The sequence below is a fragment of the Peptoniphilus sp. HMSC062D09 genome, from assembly GCF_001811425.1.
In the GTDB taxonomy this organism is placed as follows: Bacteria; Bacillota; Clostridia; order Tissierellales; family Peptoniphilaceae; genus Peptoniphilus_A.
This window is the reverse complement of record NZ_KV804742.1, coordinates 1-688: the sequence shown is the minus strand read 5'-3', so window position 1 is coordinate 688 and position 688 is coordinate 1. Positions and strand designations below refer to the sequence as shown.

Annotated in this window: 1 protein-coding gene and 1 pseudogene; both read left to right on the top strand. The window is 38.8% G+C overall.

Annotated elements, in window-relative coordinates; genetic code table 11:
* A partial coding sequence (locus HMPREF2801_RS07760) for a helicase C-terminal domain-containing protein (protein ID WP_210394472.1) occupies positions 1-631 on the top strand: 631 nt, incomplete at its 5' end.
* Positions 612-688, top strand: a pseudogene (locus HMPREF2801_RS09110) (TnpV protein); the annotation flags it as partial. The gene HMPREF2801_RS07760 and the pseudogene HMPREF2801_RS09110, both read left to right, overlap by 20 nt.

Here is a 688-nt window from a genome sequence, read left to right as displayed (position 1 = left end):
ACCTGAAGCACACTATGAAGTTATTAAAACTTTGCCAAGTGAGGAGCAAAAGGAAATCCTAAAGAGCTTATCGGAAAGAGCTGATGATGTGAGAAACAGGGTAGTAGAGCCTGACGAAGATAATATGCTTAAAATTACCAATGACGGCAAGAAACTCGCCTTAGATCAGCGTTTAATCAATCCTTTACTTCCTGACAATCCTGACAGCAAGGTCAATGTGTGCGTGAAAAATGTATTTTCCATTTGGGATAAGACAAGAGAAAATAAGTCCACACAGCTTCTTTTCTCCGATATGTCAACTCCAAAAGGAAATGGAGAGTTTAATATTTATGATGATATTAGAGAAAAACTTGTGGCAATGGGAATACCGAAAGAAGAAATAGCCTTTATCCATGAAGCAAATTCTGATAAGCAAAAGGATGAACTCTTTGCAAAGGTAAGAAAAGGTGAGATTCGTATTTTAATGGGTTCTACACAGAAAATGGGAGCTGGAACGAATGTGCAAAACAAGCTGATTGCACTTCATGATTTAGATGTCCCATGGCGTCCTGCCGATGTAGGACGGATTTTGCGGACATTCAAAATAAAAAAGAATGTGGAGGTAACAGACAATGGCAAAATCATTATTTGAGGAACTGGGCGGCAAATACGAAAGGCAAGGGGATTATTTGATACCGTGCTTAACTGT